The 16713-nt window shown below is 69.7% G+C and carries 16 protein-coding genes; 9 read left to right on the forward strand and 7 right to left on the reverse strand.

Translation table 11 applies throughout. The features are described 5' to 3' along the window. Positions 1-612 precede the first annotated feature (612 nt). The 4 genes from ACZ4LX_RS34215 (at position 613) to ACZ4LX_RS34230 (ending at position 5895) form a co-directional block, all read left to right on the forward strand. Positions 613-3099, forward strand: a complete 2487-nt coding sequence (locus ACZ4LX_RS34215; protein WP_467650877.1) for an alpha/beta hydrolase — start codon at positions 613-615, stop codon at positions 3097-3099. Then, on the forward strand, positions 3096-3719 hold the full coding sequence (locus ACZ4LX_RS34220) for a hypothetical protein (protein ID WP_467650878.1): 624 nt from the start codon (positions 3096-3098) through the stop codon (positions 3717-3719). Before ACZ4LX_RS34215 ends, ACZ4LX_RS34220 begins: the two co-directional genes overlap by 4 nt. A gap of 177 nt (positions 3720-3896) precedes the next feature. After that, positions 3897-4895, forward strand: coding sequence for a C40 family peptidase (locus ACZ4LX_RS34225; RefSeq protein ID WP_467650879.1), 999 nt, complete (start codon positions 3897-3899; stop codon positions 4893-4895). Positions 4896-5163: 268 nt separating this feature from the next. After that, positions 5164-5895, forward strand: coding sequence for a phosphatase PAP2 family protein (locus tag ACZ4LX_RS34230; protein ID WP_467650880.1), 732 nt, complete (start codon positions 5164-5166; stop codon positions 5893-5895). A 220-nt stretch (positions 5896-6115) separates the two neighbouring features. On the opposite strand, the gene ACZ4LX_RS34235 is transcribed toward ACZ4LX_RS34230, so the two are convergent. Further along, positions 6116-7729, reverse strand: a complete 1614-nt coding sequence (locus ACZ4LX_RS34235) for an FAD-binding oxidoreductase (RefSeq protein ID WP_467650882.1) — start codon at positions 7727-7729, stop codon at positions 6116-6118. 47 nt (positions 7730-7776) lie between these two features. Continuing rightward, a complete protein-coding gene (locus ACZ4LX_RS34240) occupies positions 7777-7965 on the reverse strand; it encodes a hypothetical protein (RefSeq protein ID WP_467650883.1) in 189 nt (62 codons plus the stop codon). Positions 7966-8116: 151 nt separating this feature from the next. Between ACZ4LX_RS34240 and ACZ4LX_RS34245 the strand changes: the two genes are divergently transcribed. Both ACZ4LX_RS34245 and ACZ4LX_RS34250 read left to right on the forward strand, forming a co-directional pair. After that, the gene (locus ACZ4LX_RS34245; protein WP_467650884.1) at positions 8117-8989 is read left to right on the forward strand and encodes an SCO4651 family lipoprotein; all 873 of its coding nucleotides are present in this window, start codon (positions 8117-8119) and stop codon (positions 8987-8989) included. A 144-nt stretch (positions 8990-9133) separates the two neighbouring features. After that, complete coding sequence (locus tag ACZ4LX_RS34250; RefSeq protein ID WP_467650885.1) at positions 9134-9328, forward strand: hypothetical protein; 195 nt, start codon at positions 9134-9136, stop codon at positions 9326-9328. A 138-nt stretch (positions 9329-9466) separates the two neighbouring features. Here the strand turns inward: ACZ4LX_RS34250 and ACZ4LX_RS34255 are convergent, their stop codons facing one another. After that, positions 9467-9871: a metal-sensitive transcriptional regulator gene (locus tag ACZ4LX_RS34255; RefSeq protein WP_467650886.1), complete on the reverse strand. Its 405-nt coding sequence runs from the start codon at positions 9869-9871 to the stop codon at positions 9467-9469. Between the two features lie 200 nt (positions 9872-10071). Between ACZ4LX_RS34255 and ACZ4LX_RS34260 the strand changes: the two genes are divergently transcribed. After that, positions 10072-10692: a DUF47 domain-containing protein gene (locus tag ACZ4LX_RS34260; protein ID WP_467650887.1), complete on the forward strand. Its 621-nt coding sequence runs from the start codon at positions 10072-10074 to the stop codon at positions 10690-10692. A 5-nt stretch (positions 10693-10697) separates the two neighbouring features. Beyond that, complete coding sequence (locus tag ACZ4LX_RS34265; protein ID WP_467650888.1) at positions 10698-11696, forward strand: inorganic phosphate transporter; 999 nt, start codon at positions 10698-10700, stop codon at positions 11694-11696. A gap of 126 nt (positions 11697-11822) precedes the next feature. On the opposite strand, the gene pstB is transcribed toward ACZ4LX_RS34265, so the two are convergent. The 4 genes from pstB to pstS all read right to left on the reverse strand — a co-directional run bounded on the left by pstB (position 11823) and on the right by pstS (position 15997). Next, positions 11823-12599, reverse strand: a complete 777-nt coding sequence (pstB, locus tag ACZ4LX_RS34270; RefSeq protein ID WP_467650889.1) for a phosphate ABC transporter ATP-binding protein PstB — start codon at positions 12597-12599, stop codon at positions 11823-11825. Between the two features lie 24 nt (positions 12600-12623). Next, positions 12624-13706: a phosphate ABC transporter permease PstA gene (pstA, locus tag ACZ4LX_RS34275; RefSeq protein ID WP_467650890.1), complete on the reverse strand. Its 1083-nt coding sequence runs from the start codon at positions 13704-13706 to the stop codon at positions 12624-12626. Next, positions 13703-14695 carry a phosphate ABC transporter permease subunit PstC gene (gene pstC, locus ACZ4LX_RS34280; protein WP_467650891.1) on the reverse strand — a complete coding sequence of 331 codons (993 nt, stop codon included), beginning with the start codon at positions 14693-14695 and terminating at the stop codon, positions 13703-13705. The genes pstA and pstC overlap by 4 nt, the downstream gene beginning before the upstream one ends. 165 nt (positions 14696-14860) lie before the next feature. After that, entirely contained in the window at positions 14861-15997 is a 1137-nt protein-coding gene (gene pstS, locus ACZ4LX_RS34285) for a phosphate ABC transporter substrate-binding protein PstS (protein WP_467650892.1), read from the reverse strand. A 493-nt stretch (positions 15998-16490) separates the two neighbouring features. Between pstS and ACZ4LX_RS34290 the strand changes: the two genes are divergently transcribed. Continuing rightward, positions 16491-16713 (forward strand): leucine zipper domain-containing protein (locus tag ACZ4LX_RS34290; protein ID WP_467650893.1); only part of this gene is annotated, 223 nt, incomplete at its 3' end.

A 16713-nucleotide genomic window follows, 5' to 3' on the forward strand; every position in this document is an offset into this window, starting at 1 on the left:
GCCGGCGTCAGGGGCGGCGGTCGTGCCGGTGCGGGCCGGCTGAGGCGGGTCGACGGGGAGCAGAGGTGGCCGCTGCCGTGGACAGGCTTGGGCAGTCGGCCCGAAACCCGTCATTTCCTGGGCGCTCGGGGGGAGTTCTCCGGGCGTGGTGGAACACGGGTGCCGGGAAGCCGGGTGCCGTCGGAGTGGAGCCCATGCGAACGCGGCGCGTCCGACGTTCTCTTCGGTACGACAGAGGCTTTTCGGGCTTGACGGCTCCTCATGGGCGGAGGTGCCCGAGCCTTCTTCGAGGCGGCTGCCTGGTGTGGATGGGGGCCTCAGCTCCTGTGCCGCGCCGCGCACGGCGGCCTGGCATGACGCGGCACGGGGGCGGTTCGGTGGCGGCACCCGGTGCCCTTTCCGACTTATGGACCGGCAGGCATTCTTGACGTCACATCACTTTCGTGGGGACCGCAGCGGGTGATCGTCAGCGGTAACAAAGGCTCCGTGACCGGATGTTGAGACCGGCATTTGGGCCCTGGGGCCCATGCAGAACCCCGCGGTGTTGTGGTCGCATACGAATACCGGGGGGAATTGTCGCTGCGCCTGCTCACAAAGCTGGGGAGACTCGTCGTGTCTGGCATAGGAGAAGTAGCGTCACCGGAGGGTGCCGACGTGGGCGCCGCCGAGGTGCGTCCGGGCCGGCAGGCGCTGCCGAGTCCCTTGCAGGCCGTGCTGATTCTCGTCCGTCTGCTCTTCGTCGTCACGATCGTGGGCGCGTTCAACGCGCTGCTCGTGGCCGCGTCGGTCGACGCGGTGGACGGACGGCTGCTCGGCATGGTGCTGTACGCCGTGCTTCCCGGCATTGCCGGGTTCGTGCTGTCGCTCTACGCGCGGGCCGGTGGCCCCCGGGTCTGGTACGGCTTGCTTGCCGTGCATGCCTGGCTCCTCCTCGGTGCGCTGGCGACGCTGAACGACGCGGACAACACCCGGAGCCTGACGCAGCTGGCGTTGCCCGTGGCCGCTGTCATCCTGTTGTGCCGCCCCACGTCGCGTGCGTGGTTCCGGCTCGCATCCGAACAGCGCGCCGAGCAGCAGAAGTTCAGCGTCCCCCGGATGATGAGGTGGCGGGTGGACACCGGGCAGTCCGCGCTGGAGTACGTGGGCCTGATCCTTGTGGTGGTGGCCATCGTCGGCGGGCTCCTGGCCACCGGGATGGGCGGGCAGGTGTCCGGCCGGTTCCGCGGTGCCGTCTGCGAGGTGACCGGAAATTCCTGCCCGGCCCCCGTGGTCGTCGCGGACGGCAGCAACAGCGGGAAGGGCAAGACCGGCGGCAGCGGCACCAGTTCCGGCGACGGCTTCGAAGGCGCGACCGTGACCGGTGGATCGGGCTCCAGCGGGAGCGAATCCGCCGGCAGTGACTCCAGCGGATCGGGCTCCAGCGGTGCCGACTCAGGTGCATCCGGCGCATCCGGCGCGAGCGGCTCATCCGACGCGTCCGGAGGCAGCGGCAGCGGAGGCAGTGGTTCCGGCGGCAGCGGCGACGGTACGTCCGGCGCCGGTGCGTCCGGGGCCTCCGGCGGGTCCGGCTCCGCCTCCGGCGGGTCCGATTCCGCCTCGGGTGGTTCGGACGCGACCGGCGGCTCTTCTTCAGGAGTCGACGCGGGTAGACAGTCCTCGACCAAGGGTTCCTCCGGCAACGGCTCGGACGGCAGCTTCTTCACCGGCCTCATGGGCGACGGCGGACTGCTCGGCGACGTCACCGGAGCCATCGACACGATCGCCCACCCCGTGGACACCGCCAAGGGCATCGTCGACCAGTACGCGCAGGCCGCGAACAAGTCGGGCGGCAAGTGGGACAAGGGGCAGTACGTGTCCGCCGCCTGGGACGTGGCCACGGGGCCCGGTGGGGTCGGTGGCGCGCTCACCGGTCTGCCCGGGTCGGGTACGCGCGTCGACTCGGCCGTACGCGACTCGGAGCGGCAGTACCTCAACGGGCGCATCCCGACCGGTTCCAGCGCGGCAGGCCGGAAGGCGTGGTGGGACGGGCTTTCGCAGCAGGAGCGCGATCGCTACCTGGAGCTCTCCCCGGACCGGATCGGCAACCTGGACGGTATTCCGGCCGCCGACCGGGACACGGCCAACCGCCGGAACCTTCCGAACCTGATCTCGGAGCTGGAGGGCCGGAGCGACAAGGCCTCGAAGGAGAAGCTGGCCGGGCTCCGGGAGATCGACCGGCAGCTGAAGGAGGGCAGCCAGCCTCCGATGTACCTCATAGGCATCAGCAACGAGGGCAACGGCCGGGCGATCGTCGCCTACGGGAACCCCGATACCTCGCAGAACGTGTCGGCGTACGTTCCGGGGCTGAACACCTCCCTCGACGAGGAGTTCGCGAAGAACGACCTCAAGCGTGCGCGTGACACAGCGATCGGCGCCCAGGGCTACGACCCGTCCAGCGCGGCGATCGTCTGGCTCGGCTACGACGCACCGCAGACCCCGGACGGGTGGCAGAGTCTGGCAGTGGCGGGCACCGGCCGGGCGGAGAAGGGCGGTGCGGCCTACGACGACTTCATGGGCGGCATCGTGGCCACGAACCAGAACAAGGATCCGCACATCACGGCCATCGGGCACTCCTACGGTTCCCGCACGGTCGGGGCCGCCACCCAGCGCCTGGGCGGGATACCCGGGGTGGACGACATCATTCTGGTCGGCAGCCCCGGGGTGGGTGTGGACCATGCCGTGGACCTCGGGGTCGGCGCCGCGCACGTCTATGTGGGAGCGGCCGCCAACGACCCGGTGACCAAGCTCCCGTCCAAGACGCAGACGGTCGTGGGCGCGATCGGGATGATCCTGGGCGGGCCGGCCGGTGCGTACGCGGCCGGGGACCTGGCCGACCCGGGCGACGACGACCTCTGGTTCGGCAAGGACCCGGCGAGCAAGGCCTTCGGGGCCGTCCGGTTCCCCGTGGCCCCCGGCCAGCCACTCGTCAGTGGTGACGGTCTGAGCTTCGACGCACACTCGAACTACTTCAACCCGGCACGGGACGCCATGTCCGCCGACGCCATTGCTCTTATCGTGTCGGGACATGCCGACCGGCTCAAGATGGAGGAACAGCGATGAGCCGAAGGTTCCAGATCGTGGCGGTGGCTCTGGCTGTCGGCTTCACGCTGTCCGCCTGCGGCAGCGAGAAGGGTCCGGCGGCAGCGGACGCGGGCACCGCGGCCGGCGAAAGCCCCAAGGACACCAAGGACACCAAGGACACCCAAGGCACCAAGGGGAAGAACATGAACATGCAGGAGGCCGCGGACCGGGCCGACGGCATGCTCGACGCCGTACTGAAGAAGATCGACCCCGAGGTGCAGTGGGCCCATGGGCCGACGACCAAGGGCAGCTGTGACGTGACCCGCAGACGCACCGTCATGACCATCGTCTCCGCCGACCGTCGGCAGACGTTCCTGGAGCAGGTCGAGCAGTTCTGGCGCACGAGCGACTACCGCATCAAGGCGAAGAACGAGGACACGGTGTTCCCGGCGGTCTACGCGGTGACGAAGGACGGGTTCGGCATCAGCGTGAGCGTCCGCGCCAAGGGACAGGCCTTCTTCGAGGCGGACACCCCGTGTGTGAAGGAGTCGAAGGTCACCGACTCCGCGTCCGAGCCGAACGGGCCGGACTACGACGGCGTCTATCCGCTGCCCGGCCCCAATGTCCGGTCCGACTACTGGTCCTCCGGCGCCTCCTGACGGCCGGTCGGCGCACGGATGTCCCGGCCCGGCGCACCCGGCGCGCCGGGCCGGGTGTCCGGTGCGCCGGAACGGTCGGTCTGTGACCCCAATGCCTCACCCGACTCGCACACACCGTCGAGAACGGCCATGAACCCCGGTCGGATGGGGGATGGTTGAGGGGTGCGGAAATACTGGATGGCAGGTGGGATCGGCGTAGGCGTCGCCATGACCTTCGTGGCGCTGCTCGTCGTCGGTACGTACTCCGCCGCCGCCGGACTCGTCGGCGGTGCGGGCGGGGGCGGGGCCGTGGCGTTGGCCAAGGGGGCCGTGCCGGCCAAGTACCAGCCTCTTGTGCAGAAGTGGGGCAACCTCTGCCCCGCGATCAACCCCGCACTCCTCGCCGCTCAGCTCTACCAGGAGAGCGGCTGGAACCCGCGCGCGCAGAGTCCGGCCGCCGCTCAGGGCATCGCGCAGTTCATCCCCGGCACCTGGGCCTCGCACGGGGTCGACGGGGACAACGACGGTGACCGGGACGTCTGGGATCCGGCCGACGCGATTCCGTCCGCTGCTTCGTACGACTGCGAGCTGGCCGGCTATGTGAAGAAGGTCCCCGGGGACCCGACGGACAACATGCTGGCGGCCTACAACGCCGGTGCGTACCGGGTGATCAAGTCCGGTGGTGTCCCCTCCATTTCGGAGACACAGAACTACGTCAGGATCATCCGTTCGCTGGAGAAGAGCTTCGCCCGGCCCGTGGGGCGGGTGCAGCCGTCCCAGCAGGCGGCGGGCGCGATCTACTTCGCTCAGAAGAAGCTCGGTACGAAGTACCTGTGGGGCGGCAACGGTACGGCGGCGCAGGGCGGGCGGTTCGACTGTTCGGGGCTGACCCAGGCCGCGTACCGGACCGTCGACATCGAGCTTCCCCGGGTGGCGAACGATCAGTACAACGCCGGTCCGCACCCCGCGCGCGACGAGTTGCTCCCCGGTGACCTGGTTTTCTTCTCCGACGACTTGACCAACTCGCGGGCCATTCACCACGTCGGCCTCTATGTCGGGGGCGGGTACATGATCAACGCTCCGTACACCGGGGCCGTCATCCGGTTCGACAAGATCGACACGCCCGACTACTTCGGTGCGACACGCGTCACCAAGGAAGGGGCCGCGGCTCTTCCGACCGCCCGGCCGGCGGCATGACCGCCGGCCGACGGTGGCCGGAACTCTCTGTGAAGCCTGGGCCCTGAGCTGCGACGATGAGTCACTCTTCGATAACGTCATGGTGATCATTCGGTAGAGAGTGGAACGTACGCACGGGGCGCGTCGTTCTCTGGTGGGACCGGGGCCGCAGCCATTGACCTGGCGTCGCCCCGACGGAAGTAAGTGATCGAACCGAATACGGGGGTTCGTCATAGCGGCGCACATGGGCGTGCGCCGCGGCAGCAGACAAGGCAAGGGGCCGCGGCAGATGGCTGGACTCGCACTGGATGGGTCGAACCCCGATGTCAGCCTGCTCTACGACATCAACGGGCTCGCGAAGTCCGCTCCCACCTGGTTCGACCGGGTCATGGAGTTCGTCGGTGAGTACGGGATCATGCTCGGCATGGTCCTGGTGGTCCTGTGGTGCTGGTGGAGTGTCCGCCGGCGCGGCACGGCCGAGGATTCGGTGACCGGCGTCGCCGGGCTCGTCTGGGCGCCGCTGTCGGCCGGGATCGCGCTGCTGATCAACATCCCGATCCGTGGATTCGTGGAACGGCCGAGACCGTTCAAGGACCACCAGGGGCTGGAAGTCCTGGTGAACGGGAAGAACGACTTCTCCTTCGTCAGCGATCACGCCACCATGGCGATGGCCCTCGGTGTCGGGCTCTTCGTGGCGAACCGGAAGTTCGGCATCGCGGCGATCGCGCTCGCGCTGCTGGAGGGTTTCTGCCGGATCTACATGGGAGTCCACTACCCGACCGACGTCATCGGCGGCTTCGCGCTCGGCACAGCCGCCGCGCTGCTGCTCGCGCCGCTGGCGATGATGCTGCTGACGCCGCTGGTGGCCGCTGTCTCGCGGTCCGGCCGGCTGGGCAGGCTGGTCAGGTCGCGCACCCCGATCGCGGTGACGGCCGGGGACAGCGGTCAGGCGCGCGGGATTCCCGAGCCGCGCCCCGGCTCGGGCGGCGGCTCGGAGGGTGAGAAGGGCCTCGCCGCCTGAGGGAGGCCGAGGCCCATTCGGGACTCATTCCGGTCCGGGCTTCACCGCCCGGACCGGCTCCGCTCCGAAACGGTCCCCCCGACCCGACCCGACCCGACCCGACCCGACCCGACCCGACCCGACCCGACCCGGTCCCGGTCCCGCTCCGACCTCGATCCGGTCCCCGGCCCGCTCCCCGGCCTGCCCCCGACCGGGCCCGTCGGCCCGCTCACCGATCCGGTCAGAGTGATTGCGGGTACGTGAAGAATCCCTCCGGGTCGTAACTCCTCTTCACCTCGCCGAGGCGAGTGACGGCCTGGCCGTAATACGCCTTGCGCCAGTCCGTCAGTTCCGGGTCCGTGTAGTTCTGGTAGGCCGCTCCCGAGGCGTAACGGCGCAGCGTGGCATGGGTGTCTTTCAGCCACTTCTGCTGAGCGGTGCCGGCCGTGCCCGTGCGCCAGGCGCCGATGTACTGGGCGAGCACCCGTGAACCGCGGTGGACGAACGCGGTGGCCCGCGGGGCGACCCGGTTGACCGCGCCGCCCAGGGCGGTGAGCGCGACCGAGCCGCCGCCGCCCTGGTCCGCGCCGATGCGGGTGAAGGCCTCGGTCCGTTCGAGCAGCGCCTGGACGCCCTGCGGGGGCAGGGAGCGGTCGTAGAAGTCGGACGCCGCCGCGTAGGTCTCGCGCTGGAGCGAACCCTGGACGGCGCGGCCCGGTGTGGTGCCGGGCAGGTGGCACTGGGCGTCGGTGATGCCCGAGCAGCCCGCGTACACGAGCATCGCCTCCTGGTAGCTGCGGCGGCGCAGCGAGACCGAGGACGCGGAGGCGCCGATCCGGTCGGCGAGGCGGTCGACGGCGTTCTGCAGATCGCTGTACGTGCCGAGGCTGAAGGCCGAGACCGAGACCGTCGGGCTGCCGCCGCCCGGACCCGCCGCGACATGCGCGGCGGACCAGATCTCGTCGGGCTGGTCCGGGCCCCACTCCTGCCAGGCCGTCACCACCGCTCGGGCGCGCGACCACGGCCAGGACATGTAGGCGGAGACGGTCTGCGGGGCGGGTCGGGTGCGGAAGCGCAGTTCGGTGACGACGCCGAAGTTGCCGTTGCCCGCGCCACGCAGCGCCCAGAACAGGTCGGGGTGGTGGGTGGCGTCGGCGGTGAGTGTCCTGCCGGCGGCGGTGACGATCGTCGCGGCGGTGAGGCTGTCGCAGGTCAGGCCGTAGGCGCGCGAGGCGACGCCGTGGCCGCCGCCCAGGGTCAGTCCGGAGATGCCGACCGTGGGGCAGGAGCCGCCGGGGATCGTGACGCCGTGGGCGGCGAGGCCCTGGTAGACGTCGAGGAGCCGGGCGCCCGCCCCGATCGTGCCGTTCCCGTCGACGCGGTTCAGTGACGAGACGTCGATGACCAGCCGCCCGTCGCCACTGGACCAGCCGCCGTAGGAGTGTCCGCCGCTGCGGATGGCGACGGGCACGGAGCTGCGGCGGGCGAAGGCCAGGCACTCGCGGATGTCGGCCTCGTGCCGGATGTAGGCGACCGCGGCGGGCCGTTGTCCGTCGTAGCGGGTGTTGTAGAGCTGACGGGCGGTCGGATAGGCCGCGTCGTCGGGGCGTACGAGGGAACCGGCGAGGCTCCTGCCCAGGGCCGGCCAGTCCGCCGGAACGACGGGTGAGGCCGTCGCGGACGAGGTGGGGGAGGCGGGTGAGCCGGGTGAGGTGGCGGTGGCCGCCGACGTGGCCGGGGTGGGGCCCGCGGCCGGTGCTCCGGGGCCGCCGCTGTCGCACGCGGTGGCGGCGGCGCCCGTGAGCACGGCCGCGGCGCCCGCGGTCAGGACGGTGCGCCGGTTGGGCAGGGTCATCGGGCCTCCGGGGTGGGGGAGAGGGCGAGGACGGGGAGGGGCGCGGGTCAGGCCGCCGACGCGCGGTGGCCCGCGGCGTCCGCGCGGGCCAGGTCGCGGGATCTGCGGGCCGGCCCCGACCAGCCGCAGTCGCAGCGGGCGGTGCAGAACGAGCCGCGTTCGACGGTGGTGGCTTCATGGGCGGGCCGGGCCGGCGGAACGGACGGCGGGACCTCGGCGGTGTGTTGGTCGTACACGCGTCCACGGTACTGGGCGGGGCCGTCCGGTGGTGAGGTGTGTGCGGGCAGTGTGACGACCTGGCGTCCGGTCGTTACGGGGCGCGGGGGCCGTCGTTATGCGGAACGGGTGGGGCACGGGCAGTCGGTCGGCGTTGGGGGTTGGCAGGCGATGGTGGTGCAGCAGCACAGGTCCAGAGGCGGGGCGCGCGCTGTGTGCGCCCTTGCCGCGGTGGGCGTGATGGCGGCGGCCGCCGGGTGTGCGGTGGACGGCGGGGGTGGTGCCGAGGACGGCGACCGGTCCGGTCCGGCCGCGGTCGAGGCCGTGCAGCGGGCCGCGGCGGTGCTCGTGGGGCCCGGGGACGGGTCCGCGGCCGGAAGCGCCGAGGTGGTCACGGCGATGGAGACGGCGGTCGGCGGTACCAGGGTGACGATCCGGGGCAAGGGGACATACGACTTCCGTACCCAGTCCGGCCGGCTGAAGGTCGTGCTGCCGCAGGACGCGGCGGGTGAGGACGAGCACCGGCCCATCACGGAGCTGCTGGCCCCGGGCGCGCTGTACATGATGAACCGCGGCGCCGGGGTGCCCGCGGACAAATGGGTCAGGATCGACACGACGGCGCTGGCGGACGGCAACCTGGTGACCGGTGGCGTCACCGATCCGATGGCGGCGGCCGAACTGCTGGGCGGGGCGCGCACGGTGACGTACGTGGGGGAGACCGACCTGGCCGGGGTGACGGTGCGGCACTACCGGGGCACCACCGATATCGCGCAGGCCGCGCGCCGCGCCTCGCCCGCCTCGCGGGGTGCGCTGACGGCCGCGGCCAACGGGTTCCGTAGGAGTACGGTGCCGTTCGACGCGTATCTGGACGAACAGGGCCGGCTGCGCAAGGTGCGGCACCGGTTCAGTTTCGCCAACGAGGGGCATACGCGGGAAGTGGTGTCGACGACGCTGCTGTACGGGTTCGGGGTGGCGGTCTCCGTACCGCTGCCGGACGCGGGCGACATCTATACCGGTGAGATCGAGCAGGGGTGGCGGGATTGACCGGCCCGGCCCGTCGCTCTCGGCCGCCCTCGATGCCGCTGTCTAGGCATCTGGCGGACGCGAAATGGTCCGTCCGTGCCATGCGCGGCATGTGGCGCAATCCCTACCCTGGGAAGCCGGCGACGGCAGTGAGAGGTGAGTGACGTGGTGACGCTCAGCCCGCGGACCGCATCGGACCATGTGGCTCTCGCCGAGATCGAACTGTGCGGGGAGCTGATGATCGCCGCGTCGGCGGCGATCGGGGAGCGGCTGAGCGCGGACCGGATCGACGAGGTGCTCGACGTCAAGTCGATCGCCGAGCGCACCACCGTCCCCCGGCAGGCGGAATACCGGGGGTGACGGGGCGGGCGCCGGGCAGCGGGCCGGAAGGCCGGGGCCCCGGTCGGGTCCGAGGCCGAAAGTCCTGACCAGGTGCGAAGCCGAGGTGCTGGCCGAGTGCGGGGCCGAGGTGCTGGCCGGGTGCGAGCCGTGCCCCGGTCAGGTGCGCAGCAGGCGGGCGATGGCCTTGGTGGCCTCCTCGACCTTCGCGTCGATCTCCTCGCCGCCCTTGACCGCGGCGTCGGCGACGCAGTGACGCAGGTGCTCCTCCAGGAGCTGGAGCGCGAAGGACTGGAGTGCCTTGGTGGACGCCGACACCTGGGTGAGTATGTCGATGCAGTAGACGTCCTCGTCGACCATGCGCTGGAGACCGCGGATCTGTCCCTCGATGCGGCGCAGGCGCTTGAGGTGCTCGGCCTTCTGGTGGTGGTAGCCGTGGATTCCCCGGTCGTGGTCGGTCACGATCACTTCGGCGGGAGCCGTGGCGTCGGCCGTTTCCGTGGCGTCGGCGGTGTCCGTGCCGTGTGCCGCGTCCGGCGTCCGGTCCGCCTCGGTGGTGGTCATTGCTGCCTCCCGTTTTCCCTTTACCCTGCCGTTTATATACCCCTGGTGGGTATATCCTAACGAATTCAGCTGAAACGTGACCGGGGCCCCGTGCTGATCACTGTGCCTGATGCGCGACACTGAAGAATGCCGGTTAGCCGTGGCCGGATGATGCGCCTAGCATCAGCCTGACCGAATCCAAAGCACCCCGAGGACCCCACGTGCGCTTTCGTCTGACCCCCAGGGAGACGAGCTTCTACGACATGTTCTCCGCATCAGCGGACAACATCGTCACGGGCTCGAAACTCCTGATGGAACTGCTCGGGGCGGATTCTGCCTCCCGAGTCGAGATCGCGGAGCGCATGCGGGCAGCGGAGCACGCGGGGGACGATGCCACCCACGCGATCTTCCACCAGCTGAACTCCTCCTTCATTACGCCGTTCGACCGCGAGGACATTTACAATCTCGCCTCGTCGCTCGACGACATCATGGACTTCATGGAAGAGGCGGTCGACCTGGTCGTGCTGTACCAGGTCGAAAAGCTTCCGAAGGGTGTCGAGCAGCAGGTCGAGGTGCTGGCACGGGCGGCTGAGCTGACCGCGTCCGCCATGCCGAACCTGCGGACCATGGACAACCTCACCGAGTACTGGATCGAGGTCAACCGTCTGGAGAACCAGGCCGACCAGATCCACCGCAAGCTGCTCGCCCAGCTCTTCAACGGCAAGTACGACGCCATAGAGGTGCTGAAGCTCAAGCAGATCGTGGACGTGCTGGAAGAGGCTGCCGACGCGTTCGAGCACGTCGCGAACACGGTGGAGACCATCGCGGTCAAGGAGTCCTGAACCACGTGGACACCTTTGTACTGGTCGTGACCATCGGCGTCGCGCTCGGCTTCACGTACACGAACGGCTTCCACGACTCGGCGAACGCCATCGCCACGTCGGTCTCCACCCGGGCGCTCACCCCCCGTGCGGCCCTGGCCATGGCGGCGGTGATGAACCTCGCCGGCGCGTTCCTCGGCAGCGGGGTCGCCAAGACCGTCAGCGAGGGTCTGATCGCGACGCCCACGGGCGACAAGGGGATGGGCATCCTCTTCGCCGCACTGGTCGGCGCGATCATCTGGAATCTGATCACCTGGTACTTCGGTCTGCCGTCGTCGTCCTCCCATGCCCTGTTCGGCGGCATGGTCGGCGCCGCTCTCGCGGGCGGGACGCTGGTCCACTGGGACGGCGTGCTCGACAAGGTCGTCATCCCGATGTTCATCTCGCCGGTGATCGGCCTGGTGGTCGGTTATCTGGTGATGGTCGCCATCATGTGGATGTTCCGGAAGGCCAACCCGCACAAGGCCAAGCGTGGTTTCCGGATCGCGCAGACGGTCTCGGCCGCGGGCATGGCGCTCGGTCACGGTCTGCAGGACGCGCAGAAGACGATGGGCATCGTGGTGATGGCCCTGGTCATCTCCGGCCACGAGACCTACAGCGACCCGATCCCTGTCTGGGTGAAGCTGGTCTGCGCGCTGATGCTGTCGCTGGGTACGTACGCCGGCGGCTGGCGCATCATGCGGACGCTCGGCCGGAAGATCATCGAGCTGGACCCGCCGCAGGGCTTCGCCGCCGAGACGACCGGGGCGTCGATCATGTTCGGTTCGGCGTTCCTGTTCCACGCGCCGATCTCGACGACGCATGTGATCACCTCGGCGATCATGGGTGTGGGCGCGACCAAGCGGGTGAACGCGGTGCGCTGGGGTGTCGCGAAGAACATCATCCTGGGCTGGTTCATCACGATGCCGGCCGCGGCGCTGGTCGCCGGGGCGAGCTACGGGGTCGTCGTGCTGCTGTTCGGCTGACCGCGCAGCGTCCGTACACCGTACGAACAGGTCCGCCCCGCTCTCCTCCCGGAGAGCGGGGCGGACCCTTCGCCTTGTGGTGGCACCGCCATGCAGCACCCCAAGGCCGTCTGGGGAGGGACCGGGTCAGCCGAAGCGGCCGGAGATGTAGTCCTCCGTGGCCTGGACGGAGGGGTTGGAGAAGATGCGTTCCGTCTCGTCGATCTCGATGAGCTTGCCGGGCTTGCCGACCGCCGCGAGGTTGAAGAACGCCGTACGGTCCGAGACGCGGGCCGCCTGCTGCATGTTGTGCGTCACGATGACGATCGTGAAGCGCTCCTTCAGCTCGCCGATCAGGTCCTCGATGGCGAGGGTCGAGATCGGGTCCAGGGCGGAGCACGGCTCGTCCATCAGCAGCACGTCCGGCTCGACCGCGATGGCGCGGGCGATGCACAGCCGCTGCTGCTGACCGCCGGAGAGGCCGGATCCGGGCTTGTTCAGCCGGTCCTTGACCTCGTTCCAGAGGTTCGCGCCGCGCAGCGACTTCTCCACGATGTCGTTCAGGGCGCTCTTGCGGTAGGAGCCGTTGAGCCGCAGGCCCGCCGCCACGTTGTCGAAGATCGACATGGTGGGGAACGGGTTCGGGCGCTGGAAGACCATGCCGACCGTGCGGCGCACGGTGACCGGGTCGACGTTCGGTCCGTACAGGTTCTCGTCGTCCAGCAGCACCTTGCCCTCGACGCGGCCACCCGGGGTGACCTCGTGCATCCGGTTCAGGGTGCGCAGGAAGGTGGACTTGCCGCAGCCGGACGGGCCGATGAAGGCGGTCACGGAGCGGGGTTCCACGGTCATGGAGATGTCGTCGATCGCCTTGTGGCTGCCGTAGTAGGCGGACAGGCCACTGATGTCGATGCGCTTGGCCATCTGAATCACTGCTTTCCGTCGGCCCTAGCGGCCGGTCTTCGGGGCCTTCCAGCGGGCTATGCCGCGGGCCACCAGATTGAGGATCATGACGAAGGCGATCAGGACCAGGGCGGCGGCCCATGCGCGGTCGTAGGACGCGGCCTCACCGATCTTGTACTGCTCGTAGATGTAGAACGGCAGTGACGACTGGGCGCCTTCGAAGGGGTTCGGGTTGATCAGCTGGCTGCCGAAGACCAGCAGGATGATCGGCGCGGTCTCGCCGGCGATGCGCGCGACGGCGAGCATGACGCCGGTGGCGATGCCGCCGATCGCGGTCGGCAGGACCACCTTCAGGATGGTGCGCCACTTCGGGATGCCGAGGGCGAGGGAGGCCTCGCGGAGCTCGTTGGGGACGAGCTTCAGCATCTCCTCGGTGGAGCGGACCACGACCGGGATCATCAGGATCGTCAGGGCCAGGGCGCCCATCAGGCCGGAGGGCTCCAGTCCCGCGATCAGCATGATCGAGAGGATGAACAGACCGGCGACGATGGAGGGGATGCCGGTCATCACGTCGACGAAGAAGGTGACGGCCCTGGCGAGCGCGCCCTTGCCGTACTCCACCAGGTAGACCGCGGTGAGCAGGCCGAGCGGGGCGGAGATCACCGTGGCGATGCCGACCTGCTCCAGCGTCCCGATCAGGGCGTGGTAGACACCGCCGCTGGCCTCGGGCCCGAGGACACCGGCCATCGAGTGGGTCAGGAAGTAGAGGTCCAGGCGCTCGGAGCCGCGGCTGATGGTCGTCCAGAGCAGGGAGGCCAGCGGGACGACGGCGATCAGGAAGCAGACCCAGACGAGGCTGGTGGCGAGGCGGTCCTTCGCCTGGCGCCGGTTCTCCACGACGCTGGTCGCGACGTACGAGATCACCAGGAAGAGCAGCGCGGAGATCAGGCCCCACTGGACGCGGCTCTGCCAGCCGGCAGCCGCGCTGAGGCCGACGCCCAGCGCGATCGAGACGACGGCGAAGCCGAGGGGCGCGAGGCGGGGCAGGGCCCGGCTGCTGAGGGTGGACGCCGGAGCGGGCGGGGCCGGTGTCGGGCGTTCCTGGACGCTCGTGGATGCGTGGCTCATGCGTTGGCCCCCGAGTACTCCTTGCGGCGGGCGATGATGAGCCGCGCGGCGCCGTTGACCAGCAGGGTGAGGACGAAGAGGACCAGGCCGGAGGCGATCAGGGCGTCGCGCCCGAACGCGTCGGCCTCGCCGAACTTCGCGGCGATGTTCTGGGCGAACGTCCCGCCGCCCGGGTTGAGCACATGCAGCGAGATGAGGAAGCTCGGCGACAGGACCGTGGCGACGGCCATCGTCTCGCCGAGCGCACGGCCGAGGCCCAGCATCGAGGCGGAGATGATGCCGGAGCGGCCGAACGGCAGGACCGAGAGGCGGATGACCTCCCAGCGGGTGGCGCCGAGCGCGAGCGCGGCCTCCTCGTTCATCTTCGGGACCTGGAGGAAGACCTCGCGGCTGACGCTGGTCACGATCGGCAGGATCATGATGGCGAGCAGGATGCCGACGGTGAAGAGCGAGCGGGCGACGCCGATCTCGGTCTTCTCGAAGACGTACGTCCAGCCGAAGAACTGGTCGAGCCAGAGGTTCAGGCCTTCGAGATACGGCACGAGGACGAGCGCGCCCCAGATGCCGTAGACGATGCTGGGCACAGCGGCGAGCAGATCGATGACGTACGCGATCGGGCCGGCCAGCTTGCGCGGTGCGTAGTGCGAGATGAACAGGGCGATGCCGACGGCTACCGGAACGGCGATGGCCATCGCGATGACCGAGCTGACGACGGTCCCGAAGAGCAGGACGGCGATGCCGAAGACGGGAGGGTCACCGGCCGGGTTCCAGTCGAAGGTGGTGAGGAAGTTGCTCTCGTCCTTCGAGATGGCGATGGCGGCGCGGTAGGTGAGGAACACGGCGATCGACGCCATGATCACGAGCAGCAGGATGCCCGAGCCGCGGGAGAGGCCCAGGAAGATCCTGTCACCGGCGCGGCCGGTGGACCTGGCGCGGGTGCGCCTGCCCGGCGGGGCCGGTGGAACTTCTGTCTGTGTGGTGGAAGCCATGGTCTTTCCGGTCTGTGTGGGGGAGCCGGGGCTCCCCTGGCGGCGGTGCACCGGATGGGGGTGGGGGGTGGGGCGGGCCGGTCCGGAGGGGTGCGCCGGACCGGTCCGCCTGTGTCGCTTCGTACGTCGTGCGCTGTGCTTTTTTCGCTGTCCGCGTCGTGCGGGTTACGAGAGGCCGGCGACCGTCTCGCGGACCTTGGCGTTGATCGCCTCGGGGATCGGGGCGTAGCCGGCCTCGGTCAGGAGCTTCTGGCCGTCCGCGGAGGCGGTGTAGGTCAGGAAGGACTTGACGGTGCCGAGGGTGTCGGCCTTGTTGCCGGTGTCGCAGACGACCTCGTACGTCACCAGGACCAGCGGGTACGCGCCCTCGGCCTTGGTCGTGTAGTCGAGGTCGAGCGCCAGGTCCTTGCCGGTGCCCTTGACCTTGGCGGCGGCGATGGCCTTGGAGGCGTTCTCCGAGGACGCCTTCACCGGGGCGGCGCCGCCGGTGTTGATGTCGACCGTGGTGATCTGCTGCGAGGCGGCGTACGAGAGCTCGAAGTAGCCGATCGAGCCGTCGACCTGCTTGACCTGGGTGGCGACGCCGGACGAGCCGGTCGCGCCCTGGCCACCGGGGGCCGGCCACTTCTTCTCGGCCTCGTACTTCCAGTCGGCCGGAGCCGCGGCGTTGAGGTACTTGCCGAGGTTCTGGGTGGTGCCGGAGTCCTCGGAGCGGTGGAAGGCCTGGATCGCCTTGTCCGGGAGCTTGGCGTCCGGGTTGAGCTTGACGATCGCCGCGTCGTTCCACTTCTTGATCTTCGTGTCGAAGATCTTGGCGAGGGTGGGGGCGTCCAGGACCAGGCTGTCGACACCCTCCAGGTGGAAGCCGACCGCGATCGGGCCGCCGACCATCGGAAGGTTGATGCCCTGGCCGGTCTTGCAGATCTTCTTGGAGTCGGCGACCTCTTCGGGCTTCAGCGCCGAGTCGGAGCCGGCGAAGCCGACGGTGCCCTGGTTGAAGGCGACTATGCCCTCGCCGGACGAGGAGGAGTTGTAGTTGATCTCGACGCCGGAGCAGGCGGCCATGTACTCCTTGACCCAGAGGTCCATGGCGTTCTTCTGCGCGCTGGAGCCGGAGGCCCGCAGCTGGCCCTTGGCGCCGTCGCACGTGACGTTCGACGCGGCCTTCGTCTGCCCGCCGCTCCCGCCGGTGTCGCCGCCGCTGTTGTTGTCCGAACCGCACGCCGTGAGGACCAGGGCGCCGGAGACGGCGAGGGCACCGAGCGCGGTGGCACGAAGCCGGTTCTTGCGCTGAAGCTTCACTTTCGGGTGTTCCTTCCAGGAGCCGCCGAGGCGTTTCGACTACGACGGCGTGCGAGGTGTGGGTGGTACGGAAGTCGTGGCCGGTGCGGTGTGTGCCTCGCACCGTGCACCGCCGAAATTAGGCAGAACAGGTGAAGCGGTCTGCGGGGGTGAGTGAACGGGAGGTGAACCGTGTCGGGCGGCCTGGTTCCGGCCGCCGGGGGCCTGTGGCCCGAGGGGCGTGAAGGGGCGCACGAGGGCGTGCGCTCACATGGGGACGGCCGGGTCCCGCGCGTGCCGCGGTACGGGAACGGCCCGGCCGTGGGGAGCGGCGCCGGGCCGTGGGGAGTGCGGGCAGGCTTCCCGCACGGTGCGAACGCGTGCAAACGCGCCCTAGCTGTTCTGTCCACGGAGGTTGGTGACAGGTTTCACGGTGGGGTGATCTTGAACGAGTGAGGGCCTTCCGGGTTCGGTGTGGATTGCGACATCAACATCGAACGACCAGAAGGCCCTCATGCCCCACCGTAATGCACCCCTGACCGAGACCGGACGCCTGCGCCTGGCCCGCTGCGTCGTGGACGACGGATGGCCCCTGCGCCGGGCCGCCGAACGCTTCCAGGTCTCGCCCACCACCGCTCAGAGGTGGGCCGCCCGGTACCGCGAGTTCGGTGCGGTCGGGATGTCCGACCGGTCCTCCCGACCGCACCGCAGCCCGCGCCGGACACCGACCCGTACCG

Source organism: Streptomyces sp. NPDC026062, assembly GCF_055568375.1.